This is a genomic window from Pseudoalteromonas sp. JSTW (genome assembly GCF_013423925.1).
Lineage (GTDB): Bacteria > Pseudomonadota > Gammaproteobacteria > Enterobacterales > Alteromonadaceae > Pseudoalteromonas > Pseudoalteromonas lipolytica.
On the sequence record NZ_CP058972.1, the window covers coordinates 1,315,547 to 1,340,187 of the forward strand.

Below are 24,641 nucleotides of genomic sequence, written 5' to 3' on the forward strand. Positions count from 1 at the left end.
CTAATCTACCTGAGTCACAGGGATTGCATTTAATTGCCATTTCCAAGTTTGTTTGGTTTCTTTTACAGGCAGCATATCAATACAGTCAACTGGGCAAGGTTCAACACATAAATCACAGCCAGTGCATTCGTCAATGAGTACGGTATGCATTTGACGGGTCGCACCAACAATGGCATCAACAGGGCAGGCTTGGATACATTTAGTACAGCCAATACATTCGTCTTCTCGAATGTATGCAACGGTTTTTACTGGCTCTGCTTGTTCGCCGCCAGCAAGAGGTTTTGCTTCAACCCCCATTAAATCTGCCAGTTTTTTTACCGTGGCTTCGCCGCCCGGCGGGCATTTATTTATTTCGTCACCATTCGCTATCGCCTCTGCGTAAGGGCGACAACCAGGGTAGCCACATTGTCCACATTGAGTTTGTGGCAATATGGTGTCAATTTGATCAACGATAGGGTTGCTTTCTACCCGAAAACGTACGGCAGCAAATCCTAAAATCAAACCAAATATTAGCGCTAATGAACCTAGCGCAATTAAGGCATAAAACAAGGTCATATTAAAACTTCACTAATCCTGTAAAACCCATAAAGGCCATCGACATCAGACCTGCGGTGATCATCGCAATCGATGCACCTTTAAATGGTGAAGGAACGTCTGCAACAGCTAAACGTTCGCGTAATGCGGCAAAAAGAATTAACACCATTGAAAAACCAACTGCTGCGCCAAAACCATACACGGCTGATTGTAAGAATGAATGGTCTTCTTTGATATTAAGAAGGGCAACACCTAACACTGCACAGTTTGTTGTGATCAGGGGCAAGAATATACCGAGCAAACGATACAAAGTTGGACTGGTTTTTCTAACAACCATCTCAGTAAATTGCACAACGACAGCAATCACCAAAATAAAGCTCATGGTGCGTAAAAATGCGATATCGAGTGGAATCAAAATATAGTGATTCACCAGATAGCTGGTAACAGAGGCGAGTGTTAGCACAAAGGTTGTCGCTAAAGACATACCAATAGCAGTGTCGAGTTTACCTGATACACCCATAAACGGGCATAAACCTAAAAACTGAACTAAAACGAAGTTGTTGACTAGTACGGTACCAATCAGTAACAAGACATACTCTGTCATGCGTGCCTCACGAGAATAAAAACAACGTCATTATCCTTTTTTCTGGAGGCTGACACAACACATGCGAGGCGATTAGCTTAAATTAACAAAGCTGTTTGTATTTGAAGTGTTAAAGTTACGTTAAAGACCTGATAAACAGTCGGTTTATTAGGTCTTATTGGCGTAGATCTTAGATGTCTTTTGGTTTTTCTATGTAATAACCCTGCACGCCATCTAAGCAAAGGGTTTCGATAATGTGTTTCTCTTCCTGGCTCTCTACACCTTCGGCAAAAACATTAACCCCAATCCGGTGAGCAAGATCTACCATTAAGCGCATAAAATATTGATTGTTTTTATCATCTTCAAGACCGCGGGTATAGCTTGCATCCATTTTAATAAAGTCAGGCTTCAAGTCTCTGAAGAATTTAAATGAAGTTAAGCCTACACCAAAGCGTTCAACAGTCACACGCGCACCGACACGATGAACCATATCAATAAAACGCTTACTTGCTTTTATATTTTGCTGAAGACCAAATTCGCTGACTTCAAAAATTAATTTAGTGGCAATATTGTTATCTTTTAACAAACGGCGTTCTAACCAAATAAGAAACTGATCATTATGCGCACTGGATGCTGTGACATTTATACCAAAAAACTTTTGTGAGAAGTTGCGTGTCTTCACTTTTTCAAGGGTGGTGTCGATTATTAATCGATCAATTTCCATTGCCATACCGAGTTTTTCGGCCATCGCTAAAAAAGACGCCGTAGGAAGCATTTGATTTTCGGCTGTTTTAAAGCGCACTTGAATTTCGGCATAGGCTTTGATGCTTTTACCAATTGGCATGATATTTTGCATAACTAAGTGAACACGCTTTGACTCGATCACTTCGTTTATCACTTTGCGCCAGTTTTGATTACCAAAGCCAGCACTCACATTGTTTACTAAATCTGTTTCGCGTTGAACATGCCATGCATTTGCTTGCTTAGATTGTGCCATGCTCATAGCGTTATCAACAATCGACAGTAGTTCGCCTAAAGGTTTGCCTTTTTCGTACCCAACTATGCCTGTATTTGCTACTGAACTTAATTCTTGGTTTTGCTGATACTGCGTAAAACGCGATTGTAAGTTATCACCGAATCGTTCAGCTTCTTTTAGGGGAGTATTAGGTAAAATAACAGCAAAGTCTGAACTGTTTACCCGAAATACTTGGCTATTGGTGTAAGTACCACTGATATGTTTAATAATATCGGCAACACCTTTTACGTATTCATCGCCTTTTTGATAACCGCGAGTTTGGTTTATTGCTTGTAGCTCACTACAACGCACCATAGCTAAAGAGCCAAAGGTGCTTTTATCGGCATTTTCGATGTTTTTCTCGTAGTATTCGACGAACATATTACGATTACCAAGATTTGTAATGACATCTTTATACGCTTCTTGCTTAATGCTCATTGCATTGTTTTCAATATCATCATGCTTGGTTTGTAAAAAGTGCGAAAGACGATTGAAAGTAGGTATTAAATCTTTACTAAGCTTTTTCAAGCGTGTTGTGTCCATTGCTTGTTCAAGATCGCCATTAACCTGATTTTGATTGATATAGATATCGATGATATCTGCAATGGTGGTGCTCACTTTTCGGTTTAAGCGTCTAAACATGCTTTGCATATATATAATAGGCAACAAAGCAATTAAGCCTGAGACTAAAATGACAATAAACATGGACTGTTGTAGCAGGTTTGCCAGATTGTTTGCGTTGATTGTGAATTCAACTTTTATGTCAGAAGCTTGGTTAACAGCAAATTGTGGGCGAATCGAATTAAAGCTCGTATTTACAATATCTGCAAAGAGGGGCAGGGGCTGTGGCGATTCAACCATGGTAACGAGGTTACCTGCTTGATCTCGTATTATAAATTTAGAGAAAGTAGTGCCGTCGGCAAGCGCTTTTTGTATTTTTTCAGGCGCAAGCTCGTCCATCGTTAAACTATTTATGTAAGTATTCACTACGAATTGCGCTTTTTTCTGAGCATCGCTAACTGCGTTGTCAAACCCCAGTGCAATAAAATACCCACCGAGCAATGCAAATAGTAGCCAAGAAATAAGTTGAACAAATATTAGTTTTTTAAAGCCTGCCATGTTTTTTATCTTATAAAAGCCTAAAAGGAAGAATCAATTCCCTGATTGATTGCTTTAAGTACAGTGAATTCTATTTAAATAGCAAAAAAGAAATAACTCAGGATAGATTAGAATATATAAGGCAGAAAGTCTAATAGATTCGCAGAATGTGAAAGATGATAAAAGTCTAATATATTCTGGAAGTTGGCTCCCCCTCCCCGACTCGAACGGGGGACCTGCGGATTAACAGTCCGTCGCTCTAACCAACTGAGCTAAGGGGGAACAATAGAGTAGTGTGCTTTATGATTTGGCTCCCCCTCCCCGACTCGAACGGGGGACCTGCGGATTAACAGTCCGTCGCTCTAACCAACTGAGCTAAGGGGGAACAATCATAATCATAAACTTGGCTCCCCCTCCCCGACTCGAACGGGGGACCTGCGGATTAACAGTCCGTCGCTCTAACCAACTGAGCTAAGGGGGAAACGTTTATGGTCGAAAAACTTGGCTCCCCCTCCCCGACTCGAACGGGGGACCTGCGGATTAACAGTCCGTCGCTCTAACCAACTGAGCTAAGGGGGAAGCGTCATGCCTTTCAACGGGGCGAAATATTAATGACAGCATTGCAAAGTGTCAACATAAAAACTTCATAAATTCAAAAAAGAAGTGTATTCGATGTTTTTATGTTCGATCTGAACAAAATGTAGCTGAAAAACACAGATGTTTTCGCGGTTAAAGTAAAATTTCATGTTGGATCATGTGATTTTTTGCATGCTTTTTGACCACGAGCAATATTATAAATTAGTCAAAAGTATTCGTTGTATAGAATTTTGGCTTATAAGAGAGGAAATTGTCATTTATCTCAGATTTTATTCTCGCTATAAAAATTTAATCTAATCATTTTTATTTGCGCATTAAATTCTTCCATTTTAGAGGTCTCAAATCGGTCTGTCGGTTGAGAAAAAACGTTAAATACGGCATTAATTGATCCTGAATTGTGAATGTAAAGACAGATAGAAGAGTGGTTTAAGTGTTTTTTATCAGTGTGTTAGGCTGTTTTTTAGCCTCTTTATTTTGAATTGTCATATTTATTTGCAGGGTGAGTGTGAACAATAATTAGGCATTCTTTAAAAGAATCTAACAAAAGGGTTAAAACAAGACACTTGCGTGATTTTCATAGGTTGCGATAAATACTGAGCTCAAAAGCCTTTATAATTGCGGCTTTCAGAGAGTTATCCACGGTTTCTGTGGATAACTCTGTTTATTAAACTTTAAGAACAGCTATGGCGCTAGAATTTTAGGGCGCTGCAGCAATTTCAAGCATTTAATCATATTTTTTTTACTTATTTAAAATCAAACGGTTAAGTTTTGTATCTGAAGCGACGCTGAATTGATAAGTAATGTTATTCGTGACGATAAAATGACGCGGTTTGTTGTGTAAAAAAGCAGCGGTTACTGCCATTTTATTGTAACAATGCTATTAATGATGTTCTTATTTTGTTTTTTAACGATGTTCGTGGTTGTTTTTATGTTAAAGCCTCAAAAGTGACAGTTTTCTTTGTTTAAAATTAACCGTGGCTTGCAAGGCGAGGATGCTTTAAACTTATCAGCTCAGTAAAAGAGGCAAAGTATTCCCATGACCGTGACGTCGCAGAGCAAATCTAAACCTGATCTTTTAAACTCTCCAATCCTGCCAACGTTGAAAAAAATGACTATCCCTATGATCTTCGGGATGATCACCTTAATGATGTTTAACCTAGTTGATACTTTCTTTATTAGTCTACTTGGTACAGAACCCCTTGCAGCAGTGAGCTTTACTTTTCCTGTAACCTTTACGGTTATTAGTCTTGCCATTGGCCTCGGTATTGGCACTTCAGCGGTAATTGCGAAAGCATTAGGGAGTGACAAATTAGATGAAGCTCGGTTTGATGCCAGTATTGCTTTACTCATTTCTGTGGTTTTGGTGTTTTGCTTGTCTGTTATTGGGTATGTATTTATTAACCCTATTTTTGAATTGTTGGGAGCTGGGCAGCAAGTACTTCCGCTAATACACGACTATATGAGTGTGTGGTTTTTAGGCAGTGTATTTTTGATTACCCCGATGGTTGGTAATTCTGTTTTGCGCGCAAGTGGCGATACAAAAACGCCGAGTTTAGTAATGGGGGGCGCGGGTCTCATTAATGCCGTGTTAGATCCGATTTTAATTTTTGGTTTGGGCCCAATACCGGCATTGGGTATTCAAGGCGCTGCCATTGCCAGTGTAATTGCATGGTCTTTCGCGGTGGTGATTATTCTTTATATACTGGCAATTAAAAATGGTTTGTTGAGCTTGTACGCTGGCCAACAAACGATTATTGGGGCAATAAGAAAAATTTTAAAAATAGGTTTACCTGCAGCAGGGGCGAACATGTTGACACCCATTGCAATGGCTGTGATGACGGCGTTAGTGGCTAAGCATGGCCCTGAAGCCGTCGCTGCATTTGGTGTGGGTAGCCGAATTGAGTCAATAGCCAGTTTAGTGGTTTTAGCATTGTCGATGACACTGCCACCGTTTGTCAGTCAAAACTTTGGAGCCGGAAAGTTAGGCCGTGTAAAAGAAGCGTATATTACTACGTTGAAGTTTGTGATGATTTGGCAATTCGGCATTTATTTACTGTTGCTTTTGACCTCTAGTTTTATTGCGCATGTCTTTGGTAAAGAGCAGGCGGTTATTGATGTCATTAAACTTTTCATTTATATCTTGCCATTAAGTTACGGTTTGCAAGGTGTGATAATTCTCTCTAACTCTTCATTTAATGCTTTACATAAGCCAATGAATGCGCTGATTTTAAGTATCATTCGTTTATTTGTCTTTTATGTGCCAATTGCCTATGTCGGGAGTGAAATTGCAGGGTTAACAGGCTTGTTTATAGGCGCAGCTGTGGGTAATTTGTTTACGGCTTTTGTGGCTTATAAGTGGTTTATAAAAGAAGTAAATGCATTAAGCACAACGGCGATGAAGGAGTGTCATTTATGAGTGATCATTTTCAACTGGTTTCAAAATTTAAACCAAGTGGTGACCAACCCACGGCCATTGCTCAATTATCTGAGGGCCTTGAAGCAGGGCTTGCTCATCAAACATTGTTAGGTGCTACAGGGACGGGTAAAACCTTTACCATGGCAAATATAATCCATGATCTAAATCGGCCAACGATTATCATGGCGCATAATAAGACGCTTGCAGCGCAGTTATATGGAGAGATGAAAGAGTTTTTCCCTCATAATGCGGTTGAATATTTCGTGTCATATTATGATTACTATCAGCCTGAAGCGTATGTTGTTGCCAGTGACACATTTATAGAAAAAGATGCCTCTATTAACGAGCATATTGAGCAAATGCGCTTAAGTGCAACCAAAGCGTTACTTGAACGCCGTGACACAATTATTGTTGCATCTGTTTCGGCTATTTACGGTTTGGGCGATCCTGACTCGTACATGAAGATGATGTTGTTACTCAAAGTAGGCGAAACTGTCGACCAGCGTGATATGCTTCGTCGCTTAGCCGAGTTGCAATATACGCGTAATGACATTGAATTTAGTCGTGGTACGTACCGTGTGCGCGGTGAAGTGGTTGATATTTTCCCTGCTGAGTCAGATACATACGCGGTGCGTGTGGAAATGTTTGATGATGAAATTGAGCGTTTAAGTATCTTTGATCCATTAACAGGGGCTGTTGAAAAGCACATTGTGCGCGCGACTATTTACCCAAAAACACACTATGTGACACCCCGTGAGAAAATTCTTGATGCGATTGAAAATATTAAGGTCGAGTTAAAAGATCGCAGAGCCCAGTTGCTTAGCGCAAATAAACTTGTCGAAGAGCAACGTATTGCACAGCGAACACAATACGATATAGAAATGATGACCGAGCTTGGTTATTGCTCTGGAATTGAGAACTACAGCCGTTATTTATCGGGGCGTACTCCGGGCGATCCGCCGCCTACATTGCTTGACTATTTACCTGATGATGCCTTGATGATCATCGATGAGTCGCATGTGACCGTATCGCAAATTGGTGCAATGTACAAAGGTGACCGTAGTCGAAAAGAGAACTTAGTTGAATATGGATTTCGTCTTCCTTCGGCATTGGATAATCGGCCACTTCGATTTGAAGAGTTCGAAGCAATTGCACCGCAAACGATTTATGTATCGGCAACGCCAGGCGAATTTGAGCTAACGCGCTCAGCAGGTGAAGTGGCTGAACAAGTTATTCGTCCTACAGGCTTAGTAGACCCTGAAATTGAAGTGCGCCCTGTGGGTACTCAGGTTGATGACTTATTGTCTGAGATTTACAAACGAGTTGAGGTAAATGAGCGTGTCTTAGTGACAACCTTAACAAAACGTATGGCAGAAGACTTAACGGATTACTTAAATGATCATGATGTAAAAGTTCGTTATTTGCATTCTGACATCGATACTGTTGAGCGAGTTGAGATTATTCGTGATTTGCGCGCTGGTGTTTTCGATGTGTTAGTGGGTATTAACTTATTACGAGAAGGCCTTGATATGCCAGAGGTTTCACTCGTAGCGATACTCGATGCTGATAAAGAAGGCTTTTTACGTTCGACGCGTTCTTTATTACAAACAATAGGGCGCGCTGCTCGTCATTTAAATGGTAAAGCAATTCTGTACGGTGATCGTATAACGAATTCAATGCGTCAGGCTATTGATGAAACTGATCGTCGTCGTGAAAAACAGCAAGCTCATAACGCAGAACATGGCATTGTACCGCAAGCGTTAGTGAAAAGTATCACGGATATTATGGATGTTGGTGAAGAGGCTGGCCCTAAAGATAACCTTCGATTGGTCCGTAAAGAATCTAAAAAAGTGCTAAGCGCTAAAGAGATTGCCAGTCAAATTAAAGCACTGGAGACTAAAATGCACGCGTACGCAAGTGATCTGGAGTTTGAGAAAGCAGCCTCAGTGCGTGACGAAATACATGAATTACAACAACAGCTAATAAATTAAGTACTATGACAAACGATTTTTCAGCCATTTTAACTGCGTTAGCAGATGCGCCACTTTCGGCTAACGAACTTTGCCGTATTTTTCATGGCCGCGGCCACAGTGTGGCTGAATTAAGCCATATTAATGTTGATTTTTACCCTCCGGCATTATTTTTAGTGTCGTATGAGAGCATCCCTGACGATCAACTAGGTCAACTCACTGAAGTACTTTGGCAATGGGCGCAAAATAATGCCCCAGAATTAATTACTGCGTTGGTGTATCAACAGCGTAGCGGTATAAATACGATTAATAGCGTGGTACACGGCGAACTTCCTGACGAGCATGTTGTTCAAGAAAATGACATAAAATTTAGAGTCGATTTATTGAGCAGGCAAAATACCGGTATTTTTCCTGATATGCGTCGTGGCCGTGAGTTTGTACAGGCTCATAGTCAGGGGGCTAAAGTACTGAATTTATTTTCATATACTTGCGGATTCTCCGTTGCGGCAATGCAAGGGGGGGCTGAGCAAGTCATTAATATGGATATGAATAAAGGCGTGCTCAGAACAGGTAAACAAAATCACCAACTTAATGGGTTTACACGGGGTGTTAGTTACTTGCCTCATGATATTTTAAAATCATTTGGTAAGCTTAAAAAGTCAGCACCTTATGAGTTGATTATTGTCGATCCGCCCAGCTTTCAAAAAGGCAGCTTTATTCTGACGAAAGATTATCAAAAAATATTGCGCCGTTTGCCTGAGCTGCTCAACGAAAACACCCTTTTATTGTTGTGTGCCAATAGCCCTGAAATGTCTGAACAAGCATTTAAAGCACTGATTGCAGAGCACACAGAAGGTGCAATTACATTCGTTGAACGTTTAGCGCCTACCGCTGGTTTTATTGAAGTAGACAGCGATAGAAGCTTAAAAGCGCTTGTTTATAAAACCACACAGTAATGGCGTTAAGTAAGCGTTTATCAGCGATCGCGCAAATGGTCCCAAATGAGTATGATGAGATTTGGGACTGCTGCTGCGATCATGGCTTTTTAGGCATGCAGTTACTCAAAGATAATAGAGCCGATCAAATCCACTTTGTAGATATCGTGCCTGAGTTGATGCAGTCACTCCAACAGACACTGGCGCGTTTTTCAACTGAAGAACAACGCGGACATTGGCAGGTACATTGCCAAGATGTGGCCACTATTTCTTTAACACCCCAAAAACGTCATCTCGTGATTATTGCAGGAGTTGGGGGAGATTTAATGTGTCAGTTTATTTCGCAGATTCAGGCTCACAATCATCTTGCTCACATCGATTTTATAGTTTGTCCTGTGCACCATAGCTATAAAGTACGTAGCCACCTACAGTCATTAGATTTTGGTTTAGTCGCCGAGCACCTTATTTCTGAAAATAGACGCTTTTATGAGTTAATGTTCGTGAGCGCATCGGCTAAAACGCCAATAACGCGAGTAGGACAGGGGATGTGGCAATTAACGAATAAGGAGCACCAAGCTTACTTAGGGCAACTATGTGCACATTACCAACGCATGCTAAACCAAGATGCTGATTATTATCAGCAAGTGCTTGATGAGTATACTCGCTTAATGCGAACCTAATTGTTTTAAAGCTTGTTAATCTCTTGTTTTACGCTGTAACTTGAGTCTGTGACTATGGCTTCGAGGGTCTGTACGCGTTGTTTTAACTCAAGAAGCTCAGCGGTAACCGCTGCAACTTGTTCATTCGCTTCTTTATTGTCTTTTAGGGTGCGCGATTTAAATTCTAAATGTTTTTTATACATATCGAAGATAACGCCTGAACCAACCGAGATCAGTACAATTAATACCACCATCGTAGTGCCTGACATCATAATTCTCCTTTTATCAGTATCTTTATCCAATAGAGTATAGACTGGATTTTAAAAAGCAAAGGGGATTCTGTTACAAGGTATGTCGTTTAAAAAGCGATTTTATACGAATAAACCCAGTCACAAGCATGGTGCCAGCAATAACACACAGAGCGCCAAGTAACGTATTTGGCCCTATTTCTTCGTCGAGTATCAGGTTGCCCCATATAATGCCAAACAAAGGAATTAAGAAGGTAACGGTGAGCGCAGAGGTTGGACCAATCTCGTCAATTAGACGAAAAAAGAGAATATACGCCACTGCAGTACACACAATACCCAGAGCAATAACACCCGCCATTACGGTTTGACTTGGCATTTCTCTTATTGGCATCACAAAAATCAATGGTAATACGAGCATACTTGCGGCCCACATACTGCCATGCGCATTATCGAAAGCTGACAGTTTGGGGGCGTGTTTGGTGTAATGCGAGGCAATAGCATAACTAAGTGAGGCACACAGGGATGCAATAATTGCTGTTACTGTGGCGGTATTGATAGTTAGGCTGTTTTGTCCAACTAGGATAGCAACCCCAATGAGACCGACTAAGAGTCCCAGTATCATACTTTTACTCGGTGTCGATTTACTCCAAATTATGCCAAAAATGGCTCCCCAAATGGGGGTTGTTGAATTTAAAATCGCTAATGTCGAGGCATTAATAGTTTGTGCGGCAAACGCAAATAATAAAAATGGAATCGCAGAATTGAGTGCACCAATAATAAAAAAGTGCTTTTTGTAGGTAAGAAAAGCAAGCTTTTTATTAAAATACACGGCAAAGACACAGAGTGTTAAGGCAGCAAACCCTACGCGTAGTTCAATTAAAACGGCAGGCCCTAAACTTGAGGCCGCCATACGCATAAACAAGAATGATGCGCCCCAAATAGCGGCAAGAAAAAATAAGCGCAGTAAGCTGTGTATTGGCATAATGATGAATCATTCAAAATAATAAAGCACGAGCATATCAGATACTGCCTGATAAACTCGCCTTATTCGGGCTTGTAAGTGTAGAGTAAGCACTGAATAGAAGGCCTCTATTCAGCAGGTTTCACACGTTTTTTTTCGTAATCTGATTTGACTATTTCTAATGCTGCGAGCACATCCTCTGCAGGGACTTCGTTTTGTTCTAAGAGCATAATAAGGTCGACAGCCACTTTAATATAATTAGGAGCGGCTTCTAATTCATTGCCCATTCTGTAATTCCTTTTTCTTTGCAACCTGGCTGATTGCAACATCGATAGCCGTTTGTACTTGTTGTTCCATTAGCATTCGCTCACTGTGCGGTAAATAAAACTCCATATCGACATCGTAGCGAATGTAACGAGCGGGAAGCTGGTTGAGTACTGTGCAGCATAAATCGGCCATCACATCGTCATTGTATACGGAATCTAACTCTCGTTGCGCTATATCTTCGACAACCAGTTTTTCATAATAGTTATGAATATCATCATGCAATTTCATACAGTTTGAATCCAAAGTGATAGTCATTTCAGTGTATACCAAGCTTTAAAATAAATCGACAGCAGCTCTAAAAAGCTGAGAATGAACATTAACTAAGCGATTTATATTTCGTTGATAGCCCCCACCCAAAGCCGAAAAAATAGGAATTTGCTGCGCTTTTGCTTGGCTTAATATGAAGTGATCACGTTGGTATACCCCATCAAGGCTAACAAAAAAATGCCCTAACTCATCGTCGCTAGCGATATCTGCGCCGGCGTTATATAAAATGATATCGGGTTGATGCAGTCGAACGGTTAGTTGGAATGCTTGTTTTACTGTTTCAAGGTAGTGTTGGTCAGTAGTGCCATGCTCAAGTGCGAAGTCGTAGTGAGAGTGTTGCTTGATGCGCGGAAAATTTTGCTCACAATGAATTGAGCAGCTAATCACTTGTTCGTGATGGCTTACAATTTCTGCGGTGCCATCTCCTTGGTGTACATCACAATCGAAAATCAGAACAGTGTCAGCCAGCCCTTCGTTTATTAAGTGGTTTGCAGCAATCGCTAAATCGTTAAAAATACAAAAACCACTTCCGTGATCACTAAAGGCGTGATGATAACCGCCGCCTAGATTAAAAGCGGCACCGTGCTGCAATGCGAATTCAGCGCCATTTATACTTGCACCGACAGAAAGTAAGGTGCGTTCAACTAACTCGTTTGACCAAGGAAAGCCCATTTTCTTAATGGCTTTTTCCTCAAGTGTCCCATTTAAAAATGCATTAATGTAAGTCGGGTCGTGACACAACGCTAATTGTGCTGTTGTGGCTTTATTAGGTGTAATAAACTTATCGTCGTTTATAGAGGTACTTAATTTTTGTTTTAGTAAGCTGTACTTCTGAATAGGGAAGCGATGCCGTGCGGGTAAATTAAGCGCAGAATAACTGGGATGATAGTAAAACATTATCTAAGCTGCTGTTTTTCGACCTGTTGAATTTTGTCTTCGGTGGCAGAAATTGCTTTACGACACCTTCCTAAGCGTGCATGCAATGCTAGTATCTCTTGATTTATTTCTGCTGCTTTTGCTGCGCTGGCTGCGTCTAGTTTGAGTTTTCTTTCTTCGATCATCAGTAATAAACGACGTTCAAACTCATGGTTCTGTTTCAGTTCGTCATACAGTTCATGCGACGATTGCATCATTTTTTGTACGGCTTGTTTGTATACCTGAGGTTTGGTTTTAGGCCTAAAACTGTATTTGTTTTCTTTTGCCCAAACAGGAGTCGACTTTATTACATTGAAGACGGCTTGTACCTGCTGAGTTATCCGCTCTAAGGCATATTGATACGCGTGGCGATGCTCTGCCGGGGGTAAACTTTTTAACTCGTCTTCAATTTCACTCACGTAGTCAGCAAGCTTCATACTTTTTGTTGTAAACACCCCTCTATCAAATAAACTTGGTTGCGCTTGCATGTAGCGGTTTTTAGCAAATAAATTGCTCTGATCGAATTGTGTGGCTTGATGTTTCAGCCGAGCAATTTGTTCACATAGTTTATCAAAAGCAGGGGAATGCATTTATAAGTAAGCCTCATAAATTAGCTTTAATGCCAAAATAATGACCACGGTATTAAAGACAGGGCGTATCATTTTACCACCAAATTTAATCGCAGAATGCGCACCTAGCCATGCGCCTAGCATTAAAAATAAGCCCATCGTGATGCCTAATAAAAAATTAACATGGCCTAATGCGACAAAGGTAATCAATGAAATAAAGTTTGAGACAAAGTTCATTGACCGAGCAAGGCCGCAGTTAAGCAATAAGCTCATTTTATATAATAGACTATTTGAAGCCGTCCAAAACGTGCCGGTACCGGGCCCTGCAAGACCATCAAAAAAGCCAAGTCCTAAACCTTGTAACCATTGTTTAATCTTTGTTTTAGTATCAAGTGTTGGTAATTCATTATGCTCTGTTGTGCTTAGGCTGCCAAATAAGCTGTAACAGGCAACCAAAATGATTACCACAGGGAGCAATTTATTTAAAAAATCGATACTTAAATAATCAACAACCAACGTACCAATTAATGCCCCTATTGCTGTTGCTATTATGGATGCAGCCCAAAAACGAGGGTTAAATAACTTCTTACGAAAGTAGGTGACACTGGCTGTTAATGAGCCAAAACTGGCTGCCAATTTATTGGTGCCAAGCGTAAGATGGGGAGGAAGTCCGGCTGTCAGTAACGCGGGGACGGTAAGCATACCTCCACCGCCAGCAATGGCATCAATAAATCCAGCGGCCAGCGCGACAGCGCAAAGTAATGCCCATGTGGTTGGTTCTAAAGCTAGTTCAAACATTAATAATCAATTTGTCTTTTAAAAGGTGGCAAGGTATCGAGCATGGCTTTGCCATATCGCTTGGTCACTAAACGGCGATCAAGAATGGTAATGCGACCTTGATCGTTTTCTTTGCGAAGCAGTCTACCACAGCTTTGAACTAATTTCTTTGCTGCATCAGGAACTGTGATTGATAAAAATGGATTGCCCCCTTTACTTTGCACAAACTCGGCCTGTGCTTCTTCTATCGGTGAAGTTGGCACCGCAAAAGGAATTTTAGTAATGACGAGGTTTTCTAGGTATTTACCCGGTAAATCGAGCCCTTCTGATAAGCTTTGTGTACCAAATAAATAACTTGGCCTCCCTAAATCGACATTAGCTTTGTGTTTTTTGAGTAAGGCCTCGCGCGACATTTCACCTTGAACTAAGACATCTATCCCTTTCGTTCTAAGTGCTTTGACCACATGGTCCATTTGCCAATATGAGGCAAAAAGCACTAAATTTGCTTTTTTATCATCAAGGTAACTTGGTAACTTTTCGGCTAAATGATCACTAAATGCTTTGTCTGTCGGTTCTATAAGTGTGTTCGGAATATGTAATGTAGCTTGTTTGGGGTAATCAAAAGGTGACGGCACTTTGATATACTTAACACCCTCTTCTTTGGCAAGGCCACACTCGTAAGCAAAGTGGTCAAATGACCCTAGTGCGGTTAAAGTTGCAGAGCAAAGTACGGCTCCCGCGCATTGATTCCAAAGTTTATCTTTTAAGTAATAACCAACTTCAATTGGGCAATCACTGAGTAAATGATCATGATGATTTTTATATTCTAAACGTTTAATCCAGCGTGCATGGGGAATACCTTCGCCCTTTGTGGCATAACTAAACCATAATTTATTTAATAATTCCAAACGATTTATGTAGTGACCACTTTCCCCTAAAATAGGGTCGGCAACATAGGGTTTTATATCGCCATCACTCACATCTTGTACGAGCGTGTCATGCATTTTATTCAAGGCACGCAGAGCATCAAGCGTTGCGTCGCTAATGTCTTTTGCTTTGGCATGTAACGAGGCTGGGATTTCACCGTGCTCAAAGCGATAGGTATCATCACTGTTGTAATTAAAGTTGGCATTGTCGAGTATGTCGCGCACCACTTTTAAGTTTTTAGCCGCATCATTAATACTGTCGCTCAGTTTAAAATTTTGCCCAATGGCCTTTTGGCCTACCAAAACGTTGGCCATTTTGCCTGCAAATTTTACCAGTTTATCAAGCCACTCTATCGTGCCTTTGATGGTCGCTGCGGCAGATGAAAAGTCGCGAGTGATATGGGCTAAGTGATGCGCCTCATCAATAACATAAATGGTGTTATCGGGTTCAGGCAGTATTTTTCCGCCGCCTAAATCAAGATCGGCAAGCAATAATGAGTGGTTGATAACAAGCACATCCATCTGCATTAACCGCTGGCGCGCCATATGAAATGGACATAATTGATGAGCACGCATTTGTCGTTGGCATGAGTGCTTATCGCAAGCAATAAGGCCCCATACTTTATCGGGAATTGTGTCGGCCCAGCTATCGCGATCGCCTTGCCATTGTTTTTTTGAATACGCATCGTACAGCTGTTTTAAACACTTTGTTTCCATATCACTTAATGGAGAAGAAAGTGTGGGCATGAACTCCATTTGGGTTTGGCTATCGCCATTGACCGCGTTGCTGAGCTTTTGTGCACAAATATATCGTTGTCGACCTTTAACAAGATCAAACTTGATATCGAGGCCTGAATGCTCTTTGAAAAAAGGCAGCTCTTTGTTAATTAGCTGTTCTTGCAGGGCAACGGTCGCCGTTGAAATAACCAGTTTTTTCTTTTTTGCCATAGCGAGTGGCAGCGCACCTAAACAATACGCTAACGATTTACCCGTGCCTGTGCCGGCTTCTATAACACAGATACGTTGGCTTTTATGGTATTCACCCGCCAGTGTTTTGGCTATTTCAGCAACTAAGTAGTTTTGACTACTTCGTGGGCGGTAATCAGTGAGATTATCAGCTACATGCTTATGAATTTGCCGAATAGTTTTTTTTAATGAGTCAGAAAGCATGCCCAGATAACCTAAAGTATGTATATAATTACAGTAATTAATTTTAGAGAGTTAACTGAGTAACTACAAGCGACTTGTTAGTAAATTTGTTGATTAGCATTTGTTTTATGCATTTCGCATTTTCATATTTGGGTTTAAAGGGTCATATAGATGCAATTAACTTCTGGCTTTATTCTTTCAACACAATGCTTTGATAGTACGCATGGCGTATCCATTGTGGTGTGGATTTTGTCTGAGCAAGGACCTGTCAAGCTGATTAGCCCACCGCAAAAAGTGCTCTTTTTCATTAATGAAAAAGATGTTGCTGCGGCAACTCGAATCTTGGCACAGCACAATGTGGCATGTGAATTTAAGCCAGTGCAATTAAAAAGCTTCCAGCAGCAGGCTGTTGTGTCGTGCTATTTTTCTTCACTTAAGCATTATTACCGCGCTGCAAAACAGCTAAAAGCCCATTTCATCAAAGTTTACGAAGACGATATTAGACCGGTTGACCGGTTTTTAATGGAGCGTTTTATCAAAGGTTCGGTGTGGGCCAAAGGGCGGTTAATTAAAGGTCAGCCTTACCCCGTATTAGCAGACGTTCAGTTTAAACAAAATACCGAGTTCACACCCACTTTCACTACTGTATCGTTAGATATCGAATGTGATGGAGAAGGGGTGCTGTTTTCAGTAGGACTAGTCGGGAAGAGCATAGATGCTGTTCTTATGATCGGTAAAGCTGAGGACACCGCTGATCTTAACTTCAATGTTATATGGTGTGAGGATGAAATCGACTTATTGTATAAGCTCTGTGAGTGTGTGCAAGTCATTGACCCTGACGTTATTATTGGCTGGAACGTTATTGAGTTTGATTTTACAGTACTTCATGCTCGTTCTGAAGCATTAGGTGTAGGGCTGTCTCTGGGTCGTAACAATGAAAAAATGACTCTCAGAACTGGTAATTTTACACGTTTAACGATCCCAGGCAGGGTTGTTATTGATGGTATTGATACACTTAAAAATGCAACGTATCACTACGATAGCTTTAGCCTCGCGAATGTGGCGAGTATTGAGTTAGGTGAAGAAAAACTAATTTCTTCAGATAACCGCTTAGCAGAAATCGTTCGTCAATTTAATGAAGATAAGCTCGCACTTGCTTGCTATAACCGCCAAGACTGTATTTTAGTACAACGCATTTTCGAAAAGCTTAAGTTACTCGATTTTGCCGTTGTTCGAAGTCAACTAACCGGCTTAGAGCTTGAAAGAATGGGTGGATCCGTTGCGGCCTTTACTAACCTTTATCTTCCTTTATTGCATCGCAGTGGTTATGTAGCTCCAAACTCAGGCGATCATGGTCTTAGCTTTGATAGTCCAGGTGGTTATGTCATGTCCTCGGAGCCTGGTTTATATAAAAATATATTAGTACTTGATTACAAAAGCTTATATCCATCAATAATGCGCACTTTTTGTATAGATCCACTTGGTATGGTGGAGGGGCTAAAACACCCTAATCACGCAATTGAAGGTTTTAATCAAGCCCTTTTCTCAAGAACAGAGCACCACCTACCTGAGCTTATTCGTGAACTTGCCGCAACGAGGCAACTTGCTAAAGACAATGAACAGCCGATGCTTTCTCAGGCTATAAAGATCATCATGAATAGTTTATATGGCGTTTTAGGCTCGAAAGGCTGTCGTTTTTACGATCCTCGTCTTTCAAGTTCAATTACATTACGTGGTCATGAAATTATGCAAACTACTAAAAAGTGGCTAGAAGAGTGGGGGTATAAGGTAATTTATGGTGATACTGACTCCACGTTTGTGAAACTTGATGATGAATTAAATTCTCAGAGCTGTAACGAAATTGGTACAAAGCTGGCAAGAAATATAAACAAACGCTGGGAAAGTGTATTACAGGAAACATACAAATTAGAAAATTTCTTAGAAATTGAGTTTGAAACTCACTACAGCCCATTTTTTATGCCGACAATTAGGGGCAAAACCACCGGTTCAAAGAAACGCTATGTAGGTAGAGTAGAAAAACATGGCAAAACAGCACTTGTGTTTAAAGGAATGGAAACAGTGCGAAGTGATTGGACAGAGCTTGCTCAGAGGTTTCAGGTCGCACTCTTTGAAATTTTATTTAGCGAACAATACAACCAAGAGCTGATCAGGCAGCTATTTGATAACTATGTGGAAAAGCTTTACGCAGGCGAGTATGACTCGCTACTGGTTTATCGAAAACGTCTAGGTCAACACCTAACAGACTATCAAAAAAATATCCCTCCTCATGTCAAAGCTGCGAAGCAATATTTAGCACATAACCCCAATGCTCAAATACAACGAGGTCAAGTAATTGAATACGTATATACGCTGAAAGGCGCTGAGTATTATACCGGAAATCACAAGTTCGATTATGGTGTTTATGTTAATAAACAGCTGTTGCCACTGGTTAACATGATTATTGAGGTTTCAGGGACTAATTCAAAGGGGCTATATTCTAGTCAAATTCAGCTGTTCTGATTGTTTTTTGCCCAAGTGTTGTAAATTTCACAGCTTTATTAATGTTAAAATAGTGCTTTTTTTGAGCGTTTAATTAATTTTTGTATCAATTTATTAATTTTTTATAAACAAAACTCTGGATATTTTGTTTAATTTGTTTATTATTTGTTGGTCGCGACGCATGTCCGATAACAAATAATAAACAAGCTTATGCAAAATATAGCCACAGTATAGTGGTCCAGGGAGAATCAAATGTTAAATAATAAAGTTTCAAAAGCTGTTCGCTTAGCGATCGCTTTTGGTGCAGCTTCAGCTGCTTCTTTTTCTGTTAGCACTATGGCAGCAGAAGATGAAGAAAGTGCTGAAAAGGTTGAGCGAATTGAAGTAACTGGTTCACGCATTAAGCGTGTTGATATGGCTACTGATTTACCAATCACAGTAATTGACCGTGAAGCAATTGAGCTTAGTGGTGAATCTTCAGTTGCTGATCTACTTCGTAACACAACTTTCAACAGTCTGGGTTCGTTTCGTCCACAGTCTGGTAGCTCTGCGCAAGGTGCTACTACTGTAAGTTTACGTGGTCTAGGCTCTGACCGTACATTAGTTCTAGTTGACGGTCGTCGTTTACCTAAGTCAACACTTACTGGTTCTAGCCAAGATTTAAACTTCATCCCAATGGCAGCTGTTGAGCGTGTTGAAATTCTTTCAGATGGTGCATCAGCATTGTACGGTTCAGATGCAATTGGTGGTGTAATCAACGTAATCACTCGTAAAGATTACAACGGCGCAGAAGTTACATTAGGTTCTGGTCGTATTGAGCATGAAGGTGGCGATCGTGAAAATGGTTCTGTAGTTTTCGGTGCTTCTTCTGATAATGCATCAGTGCTTGCAGGTGCTTCATGGAATGGTCGTGATATTGTTTACGCTCGTGACTTCCCTTGGTATTCACCAGGTGGTTCAGTGTACTCAAACAACTTCACAACAATGGCACAAGATGATGAGGGTAATTACATCCCAGGTGCAAGTAACTTTGATTTCTTCTCGCCAGAAGCTACTTGTGAAGGTGTTGGTAACGAAAACTTCTACCGAATTGGTGCGCGTTGTGGTTTTAACTTCGCAGCTGTATCTGCTGATGAAGCGTCAATTAAAAACCGTTCAGCTTTCGTAAAAGCACGTTTTGACATCAATGATGACTGGAGCATTTTCTCTAACATCAATATCGCACAAACTAAGTCATTTGGTCGTTACGCACCAGGTCTAGATGAGACTGCATATGGCCCAGACCAAATTGATGCGGATAGCCCAAATAACCCAACTAACCCTGATAGCCCTATTTACGATCCTTCGTTAGAGCTTGAGCAACAGCCACTCGATTTTTGGCACCGTTTTGCTGCTCTAGGTAATCGTGATAACAACCTTTCTACAGAGTTGAAAGATATCACATTCGGTACTAATGGTATGATTGGTAGTGTTTCAGTTGAAGCTGGCGCACGTAAAACAATCAACGAAAGCCACAACGTAGGTAGTGGTTACATTCTTCGTAGTATCGCTCGTCAGTATATCAATGACGGTACTTACATGTTAAACGACCCGTTTGGTGCTTCAGCAGAAGTACGTAACGCGATGACTGTAACGACGTCTCGTACTGGTAAATTTAACCAAGAAGAAGTCTTTGCGAATGCGGCATTTGACATCATGGAAACTGATGCTGGTGCTATCCAAGGTTTCGTAGGTTTTGAATACCGTACAGAAGATTATGCTGATAACTACGATTCACTTTCTGAAGCGGGTCAAGTAGGTGGTTCATCAGGTAGCTCTGCAGGTGGTTCACGTTCTGTTCGAGGTCTATTCTTCGAAGCGCTAGTACCAGTAACTGAGCAATTTGAACTAAACTTCGCTGGTCGTTACGATGATTATTCTGACTATGGTTCAGATTTCTCACCAAAAGTATCTGCTCGTTATAACCCAATTGATGCGTTAGTACTTCGTGCTTCTTGGGGTAAAGGTTTCCGTGCACCGTCATTACCAGACCTTACACAACAGCCAGCAGAGTCTGCTGACTCAGTAAGCGATGATTTAACATGTGCGGCAATCGGTGAGGCAGCTGGTTGTTCATCACAAATTAATGCAACTGTTATCTCTAACCCTGATCTACAATCTGAGCAATCAGAGCAAATGTCATTAGGTATCGTATATCAAGCGACTGATAACATCGATTTTGAGCTAGACTACTATGATATCGAGATTACTAACCGTATCCGTGCGTTTGGTTCTCAATACATTATTGATGCAACATTACGTGGTGACTCACTTCCGCCAGCATTTACAGTAACTCGTGCACCAAATGGCGGTATTACTAATGTAGTTCGTGGTTTCGGTAACGATGGTACACTTGAAACTTCTGGTTTAGACTTTAAAGCACGTTCAAGCTTTGATTTCGGTGATGCAGGTCGTTTAACAACTAACTTAAACATCTCTCACATCCTTGATTACAGCACGGACGGTGGTCGTAACTTCGTTAAAGACCCTGGTGTACCACAACAACGTCTAACATTATCAAATGTTTATTCAGTTGCTGATTTTGATGTAACTTGGAACTTAAACCTTATTGATAGCCAATGTGAAGACATCGATGCAGATGGTAAGTGTATTGGTCATATTCCTACGTGGGTAACTCATGACCTTCAAGTAGCGTATAACACGCCTTGGAACTCTAAGATCAGCTTCGGTGCTCAAAATGCATTTGGTAAAGAGCCACCTCTATTTGCTTATGATGGTCGTGACTACAACTTCAACCTATACTCAGGTTTCGGTCGTATCATGTACTTCAACTTTAAACAATCATTCTAATATTGTTTAAGTTTAACTAGAAAAGAGCGACATTATTATATGTCGCTCTTTTATTTTATAACCTCTTTCGCCCCTCTTTATTAATACGAATACACAGTAGAGACTTTAATTATAGAATCTAGTTTTTTGATTCTTTATAATATGAGCTGGAGTGTGTGCGTATCAAATTCGGACTTTATTATGCATTGGGAACAATATTGGAATTCAACAGATGGTTTTTCAAGTTTTGCAGAACTTAAAAATGAGTTTGGTTACCCTAAAGAAATACTGCATTTTTGGCAGAAAACTCTTAGTGAAATAAGCAGTGAAAATCTAAAGGTACTTGATTTAGCAACCGGTAAGGGGGCACTTGCTATTTGGCTAAAAGCTGCGGCAAATTCACAGAATAAGTTGGTTGATATTTATGCTTGTGATGCGGCTGACATAGACGTAAGTTCGATAAAGTCAAATGATGTGAAATTAGAAAAAATCATTAAAGATATAAATTTTTCATTTGCGACTAACCTTGAACAGTTGCCTTATGAAGATGATTGTTTTGATCTGTTAGTTAGTCAATTTGGCTTCGAATATTCGTCGTGGGAATCATCCCTCAAAGAAGTGACCCGGGTTTTAAAACCAGGTGGCCAAGCGGTGTTTATGATGCACAGTGCATCATCACAAATTGCACTAAACTCGGCAGCAGGACTGTCAGTGTTTAAATCTTTGGTTGAGTTGGAACTGTTTGAAAAACTAAAAACATTGGTTGATCTCAAGCTTACAAATCAGCAGCTTGAGTTTACTAACAAAAATAAACAACTCATTAAATCACTAAATGAGTTTTCACTGGACAATAATTCATTACAGTGGTTTCAAGATGTTGTAAGTAATGTTGCAAAAATAATGCAAAACATTAATTCAGAGTCGCATACTGCAATTGATAAATTACAGACTAATGTTGAATTTCAAATTAAACGGCTTGAAGAGCAAACACGTGTGTCAATGACTGAAAACTCTATTCGCAGCGCATTCGATGAAGCGAGTCTAGAATTAAAGATTAAAAGTATTAACTCAATGTCAGTTGATGAAGAACACTTTGCATGGACCGTTGTTATCGAGTAAAGAGGCAAGGGCCCCTTGTTTCGTTAAAACGAATCTCCCGCTGAATATTTCTATTGTGTTTCTGTGTATTTATCACTAATAAAAGGACTTTAAATTTAAGTTAGCGTTACAAAAAAGCATGAACATTATAAAAACTTCCTAGTAAATATAAGCTGCTCAGATTAATTACTGCACGCTATTTATAAGAGCAGTGAACTTTTTTATTTTCTCAAAGCGTATCACAACTAGGTTAATAAACTTAATTATCTACACTCTGTTTAACATTAAGCCGTTAGAGGTTATTTAACTAACGGCTTAAAATTTTGCTAATTTTATTTCTGGTTCTTTAAACTCTATTTAAGATTTTCATCTAAAAACTTTGTCATAGCATTGTAAAAATCAGTGCGATTTTTAGGCTTATGATAACCATGCCCCTCATTTCTTACCATTGATTTATAAGGGTAATTAATTCTATCAAGGGCTGAAGTTAGCGCTTCATATTGCTCCATAGGAACCCTAATATCATCCGAGCCATGAGCTATAAAAAGTTTAGCCTTAATTTTATCAACATTATATGCAGGTGAACGAGATTTCTGATCTTCTACGTCCATACCATGCACAGTATTTAAAAATTTCACCCCAGAATCTCTCGTTGGGATATCTCCACTGGAAAACATTTCAGGGATAGAGTATACGCCTACATATCCAATAGCACATTTGTACAAGTCAGGCTCTCTTACTGCGCCCATTAGTGCTGCGTAACCACCATAACTCCCACCATATATACAGATATTATTTTTATCGATAATTTTTTGCTTTATAGCCCAGTGGGTGGCATCAGTTACATCATCTTGCATTTTTGTACCCCAATTTTTGTAACCACTCTTTAAAAATGAGCTACCATAGCCACCAGAGCCTCTGAAGTTTACTTGCAACACTGCATATCCAATACTTGCGAGATACTGAGCTTCAGCATTAAACCCCCAGAAATCTCTGACACCATGAGGTCCTCCATGCAGCATTACTACTGCAGAGTAAGGTTCTTTTTTATTATTTGGTATCGTTATATAACCGTGTAATACGACACCATCTCGTGCTGATATTTTGAATGGCTCTACAGTTGCTAGTTCCTTTTTGTTTATTTTCTCGTTCATCGAAGCGACAAAACTCGCTTTCTTCGAGGTAATGTCGTAAAGGTAAAATTCTGTGGGTGATTTATCTGATGAAACTTCAAAGACAGAAAGCTTTTGTTCTTTGGCATGACTTGTAAATCTTAGCCTATATGCGTGGAATGAGTCACTTAGCCTTTTTAAAACATCGTTATCCCCTGCATCCGAGAAATAATGATATGCAGGATAATTGGGATCATACGTAACACCCACAACCTCACCTGAAAAGCCATATATAGGTGTTGAAATATCAACATCTGCGTCTTCTATCAGTTTCTTAAGTTCATTTGTTTCCAAATTAAAAGAAAATACAGCTATGTTCTTAGTGGTAGAGTCATTAGTAAAGTACGCTAAATTTCCTGACTTGTTCATGCCAATAATTGAAAGGTTATCACCAGGATTATAATTTAAGATTCCTAGGTTAAATGTCTCCCAGTCTGAATTAGGTGTCTTTTTATAGAACATGTTGAGTTCACCTTTCCCCATTTCATGCTCTTCTTTTTCAACATAACTAAAAGCAATTCTTGGTTGGCCTGACACATCTGCAACCATGCCAAAGACATCTTCTTTAGGTTGATCTGCTTGATAACTAGAACGACCATTATAAACATTTACCTTATGAACTTTTACTGCAAAATCATCAGCATAATGTTGTTTTGTAACTAATATGTTTTCTTTGTCGTCAGGTAAAATACTTAAAATGTTGTAAAACGATGTTTGTGACGCTAACAATTCCCGTCGGTTAGAGCCGTCAAAGTTTGAAGCTATGAAGTAAGGTGAACCACCTTTAGTATCTAAATAACCAACGGTTTTTTTGACTGACATGATGAAGCGTTCATCATTTACCCAGATGACGTTAGCTATTTTTTGATATTCACCAAATCCATAACTGGATAGCACTTTTTTTGTCTTTCTATCGAGAATCACAAGCTTAACTTGTGTCTCATCTTGAAATGTAATCGAAAAGTATTTTCCATTAGGCGAGATTTTTACTTGTTGATAATCTTTGCTGTTAAAGAAGTCTTCAAGGGTGTTTTTAGCAAAAGTCATTTGGCTAAATAGTAAAAGTAAGAGGCCTAAACTTTTTATATATCTCATAT

19 protein-coding genes and 4 tRNA genes are annotated in these 24,641 nt (G+C 40.0%); 7 read left to right on the forward strand and 16 right to left on the reverse strand.

Features of this window, described 5'->3' with window-relative positions:
• From rsxB to GZH31_RS06145, 7 genes are all read right to left on the reverse strand, one after another.
• Positions 1–555, reverse strand: a complete 555-nt coding sequence (gene rsxB, locus GZH31_RS06115) for an electron transport complex subunit RsxB (RefSeq protein WP_036969496.1) — start codon at positions 553–555, stop codon at positions 1–3.
• Between the two features lies 1 nt (position 556).
• A complete protein-coding gene (rsxA, locus tag GZH31_RS06120; RefSeq protein WP_036969494.1) occupies positions 557–1,138 on the reverse strand; it encodes an electron transport complex subunit RsxA in 582 nt (193 codons plus the stop codon).
• Positions 1,139–1,307: 169 nt separating this feature from the next.
• The gene (locus GZH31_RS06125; RefSeq protein WP_036969491.1) at positions 1,308–3,251 is read right to left on the reverse strand and encodes an EAL domain-containing protein; all 1,944 of its coding nucleotides are present in this window, start codon (positions 3,249–3,251) and stop codon (positions 1,308–1,310) included.
• 184 nt (positions 3,252–3,435) lie between these two features.
• Positions 3,436–3,512 (reverse strand) — tRNA-Asn (locus tag GZH31_RS06130).
• A gap of 26 nt (positions 3,513–3,538) precedes the next feature.
• Positions 3,539–3,615: transfer RNA gene (locus tag GZH31_RS06135), tRNA-Asn, on the reverse strand.
• 19 nt (positions 3,616–3,634) lie between these two features.
• Positions 3,635–3,711 (reverse strand) — tRNA-Asn (locus tag GZH31_RS06140).
• A gap of 21 nt (positions 3,712–3,732) precedes the next feature.
• Positions 3,733–3,809 (reverse strand) — tRNA-Asn (locus GZH31_RS06145).
• A 1,054-nt stretch (positions 3,810–4,863) separates the two neighbouring features.
• Between GZH31_RS06145 and GZH31_RS06150 the strand changes: the two genes are divergently transcribed.
• The 4 genes from GZH31_RS06150 to GZH31_RS06165 are packed head-to-tail and all read left to right on the forward strand — an operon-like array spanning position 4,864 to position 9,828.
• The gene (locus GZH31_RS06150; protein WP_074989787.1) at positions 4,864–6,243 is read left to right on the forward strand and encodes an MATE family efflux transporter; all 1,380 of its coding nucleotides are present in this window, start codon (positions 4,864–4,866) and stop codon (positions 6,241–6,243) included.
• Complete coding sequence (uvrB, locus tag GZH31_RS06155; RefSeq protein WP_036969486.1) at positions 6,240–8,234, forward strand: excinuclease ABC subunit UvrB; 1,995 nt, start codon at positions 6,240–6,242, stop codon at positions 8,232–8,234. The genes GZH31_RS06150 and uvrB overlap by 4 nt, the downstream gene beginning before the upstream one ends.
• A gap of 5 nt (positions 8,235–8,239) precedes the next feature.
• Positions 8,240–9,169 carry a class I SAM-dependent methyltransferase gene (locus tag GZH31_RS06160; protein WP_074989788.1) on the forward strand — a complete coding sequence of 310 codons (930 nt, stop codon included), beginning with the start codon at positions 8,240–8,242 and terminating at the stop codon, positions 9,167–9,169.
• Complete coding sequence (locus GZH31_RS06165) at positions 9,169–9,828, forward strand: tRNA (adenine(22)-N(1))-methyltransferase TrmK (RefSeq protein ID WP_036969481.1); 660 nt, start codon at positions 9,169–9,171, stop codon at positions 9,826–9,828. The genes GZH31_RS06160 and GZH31_RS06165 overlap by 1 nt, the downstream gene beginning before the upstream one ends.
• A 5-nt stretch (positions 9,829–9,833) precedes the next feature.
• Here the strand turns inward: GZH31_RS06165 and GZH31_RS06170 are convergent, their stop codons facing one another.
• The 8 genes from GZH31_RS06170 to dinG all read right to left on the reverse strand — a co-directional run bounded on the left by GZH31_RS06170 (position 9,834) and on the right by dinG (position 15,967).
• Positions 9,834–10,076 (reverse strand): hypothetical protein, encoded by a 243-nt coding sequence (locus GZH31_RS06170; protein ID WP_036969480.1) that lies wholly within the window; start codon positions 10,074–10,076, stop codon positions 9,834–9,836.
• 73 nt (positions 10,077–10,149) lie between these two features.
• Positions 10,150–11,037 carry a DMT family transporter gene (locus tag GZH31_RS06175; RefSeq protein ID WP_118844172.1) on the reverse strand — a complete coding sequence of 296 codons (888 nt, stop codon included), beginning with the start codon at positions 11,035–11,037 and terminating at the stop codon, positions 10,150–10,152.
• A 107-nt stretch (positions 11,038–11,144) separates the two neighbouring features.
• Complete coding sequence (locus GZH31_RS06180) at positions 11,145–11,303, reverse strand: YbaM family protein (protein WP_075594137.1); 159 nt, start codon at positions 11,301–11,303, stop codon at positions 11,145–11,147.
• Entirely contained in the window at positions 11,293–11,571 is a 279-nt protein-coding gene (locus tag GZH31_RS06185; protein ID WP_065978833.1) for a late competence development ComFB family protein, read from the reverse strand. Before GZH31_RS06185 ends, GZH31_RS06180 begins: the two co-directional genes overlap by 11 nt.
• A gap of 45 nt (positions 11,572–11,616) precedes the next feature.
• Entirely contained in the window at positions 11,617–12,510 is an 894-nt protein-coding gene (locus tag GZH31_RS06190; RefSeq protein WP_180311625.1) for a histone deacetylase, read from the reverse strand.
• Positions 12,507–13,115, reverse strand: a complete 609-nt coding sequence (locus tag GZH31_RS06195) for a primosomal replication protein (RefSeq protein WP_180311479.1) — start codon at positions 13,113–13,115, stop codon at positions 12,507–12,509. Before GZH31_RS06195 ends, GZH31_RS06190 begins: the two co-directional genes overlap by 4 nt.
• Positions 13,116–13,892 carry a TSUP family transporter gene (locus GZH31_RS06200; RefSeq protein WP_118844175.1) on the reverse strand — a complete coding sequence of 259 codons (777 nt, stop codon included), beginning with the start codon at positions 13,890–13,892 and terminating at the stop codon, positions 13,116–13,118.
• Positions 13,892–15,967 carry an ATP-dependent DNA helicase DinG gene (gene dinG, locus GZH31_RS06205; RefSeq protein ID WP_075594135.1) on the reverse strand — a complete coding sequence of 692 codons (2,076 nt, stop codon included), beginning with the start codon at positions 15,965–15,967 and terminating at the stop codon, positions 13,892–13,894. The genes GZH31_RS06200 and dinG overlap by 1 nt, the downstream gene beginning before the upstream one ends.
• Positions 15,968–16,117: 150 nt before the next feature.
• Here dinG and GZH31_RS06210 point away from each other — a divergent pair, with 150 nt between their 5' ends.
• The 3 genes from GZH31_RS06210 (at position 16,118) to GZH31_RS06220 (ending at position 22,393) form a co-directional block, all read left to right on the forward strand.
• Positions 16,118–18,466 carry a DNA polymerase II gene (locus tag GZH31_RS06210; protein ID WP_075594134.1) on the forward strand — a complete coding sequence of 783 codons (2,349 nt, stop codon included), beginning with the start codon at positions 16,118–16,120 and terminating at the stop codon, positions 18,464–18,466.
• Positions 18,467–18,697: 231 nt separating this feature from the next.
• Positions 18,698–21,295: a TonB-dependent siderophore receptor gene (locus GZH31_RS06215; RefSeq protein ID WP_036969455.1), complete on the forward strand. Its 2,598-nt coding sequence runs from the start codon at positions 18,698–18,700 to the stop codon at positions 21,293–21,295.
• Positions 21,296–21,475: 180 nt separating this feature from the next.
• On the forward strand, positions 21,476–22,393 hold the full coding sequence (locus GZH31_RS06220) for a class I SAM-dependent methyltransferase (protein WP_075594133.1): 918 nt from the start codon (positions 21,476–21,478) through the stop codon (positions 22,391–22,393).
• Between the two features lie 332 nt (positions 22,394–22,725).
• Here the strand turns inward: GZH31_RS06220 and GZH31_RS06225 are convergent, their stop codons facing one another.
• Complete coding sequence (locus tag GZH31_RS06225; RefSeq protein WP_065978828.1) at positions 22,726–24,639, reverse strand: S9 family peptidase; 1,914 nt, start codon at positions 24,637–24,639, stop codon at positions 22,726–22,728.
• Positions 24,640–24,641: the final 2 nt, after the last annotated feature.